At 64.7% G+C, this 931-nt stretch carries 1 protein-coding gene; it reads left to right on the plus strand.

Annotation, left to right across the window (positions count from 1 at the left end; all coding sequences use genetic code 11):
- Window positions 1–179 precede the first annotated feature (179 nt).
- Window positions 180–931 (plus strand): AfsR/SARP family transcriptional regulator (locus tag ACTMS2_RS29275; RefSeq protein ID WP_441178268.1); only part of this gene is annotated, 752 nt, incomplete at its 3' end.

Genomic DNA, 931 nt, shown 5'->3' on the forward strand with positions numbered 1-931 from the left:
TGACGGTCTCATGCCCCACCGCCGGCCCACGACACCTGACCAGCACCAGCGCACTTCCACACCAATGACCACCACCAACCCCCACCACCTCCTGCGGGGTGCCCTAGGGGTGCCCCACCAATGACCACCAATGGGAAACTCCAAACCCACCAACACGCCGCCAACCACCCGGAGGAACCATGCAATTCTCCGTACTCGGCAGCACCGAAATCACCAACAACAACACCCCACTCGAACTCGGCGGAATCCGCCAACGCGCCATCCTCGCCTACCTCCTCCTCAACGCCAACAAAGTCGTCGCCACCAGCCAACTCCTCCACGCCATCTGGGACGGCAACCCACCCCCCACCGCCCGCAAAATGATCCAAAACGCCGTCTCCGCCATCCGCCGCACCCTCACCACCAACACCGACCCCACCACCACCGCCACCCTCCACACCCACCCACCCGGCTACCAACTCCGCCTCAACACCGAAACCATCGACCTCTACCGCTTCCGCCGACTCATCCGCGAAGGACGCCACGCCACCGCAACCAACAACCCCCACCACGCCGCCGACCTCCTCCACCAAGGACTCGCCCTCTGGCGCGGACGCGCCCTCGCCGACCTCGTCGAAACCGGCATCACCTGGTCAGAAATCACCGCCATCGAAGACGAACGACTCTCCGCCATCGAAGACCGACTCGAAGCCGAACTCGCCTGCGGCCGACACCGCGAAATCACCCCAGAACTCGAAATCCTCACCGCCACCGAACCACTACGCGAACGCCTCTGCCACCAATTCATGCTCGCCCTCTACCGCAGCGGACGCCAAGTCGACGCCCTCCGCGTCTACCGCCGCACCCGCGAAGCACTCATCGACGGCCTCGGCCTCGAACCCGGCCGCAGCCTCCAAGAACTCCAACACCGCATCCTCGAACACGACACCAA

The organism is Micromonospora sp. SD12 (genome assembly GCF_052068495.1).
In the GTDB taxonomy this organism is placed as follows: Bacteria; Actinomycetota; Actinomycetes; order Mycobacteriales; family Micromonosporaceae; genus Micromonospora; species Micromonospora echinofusca.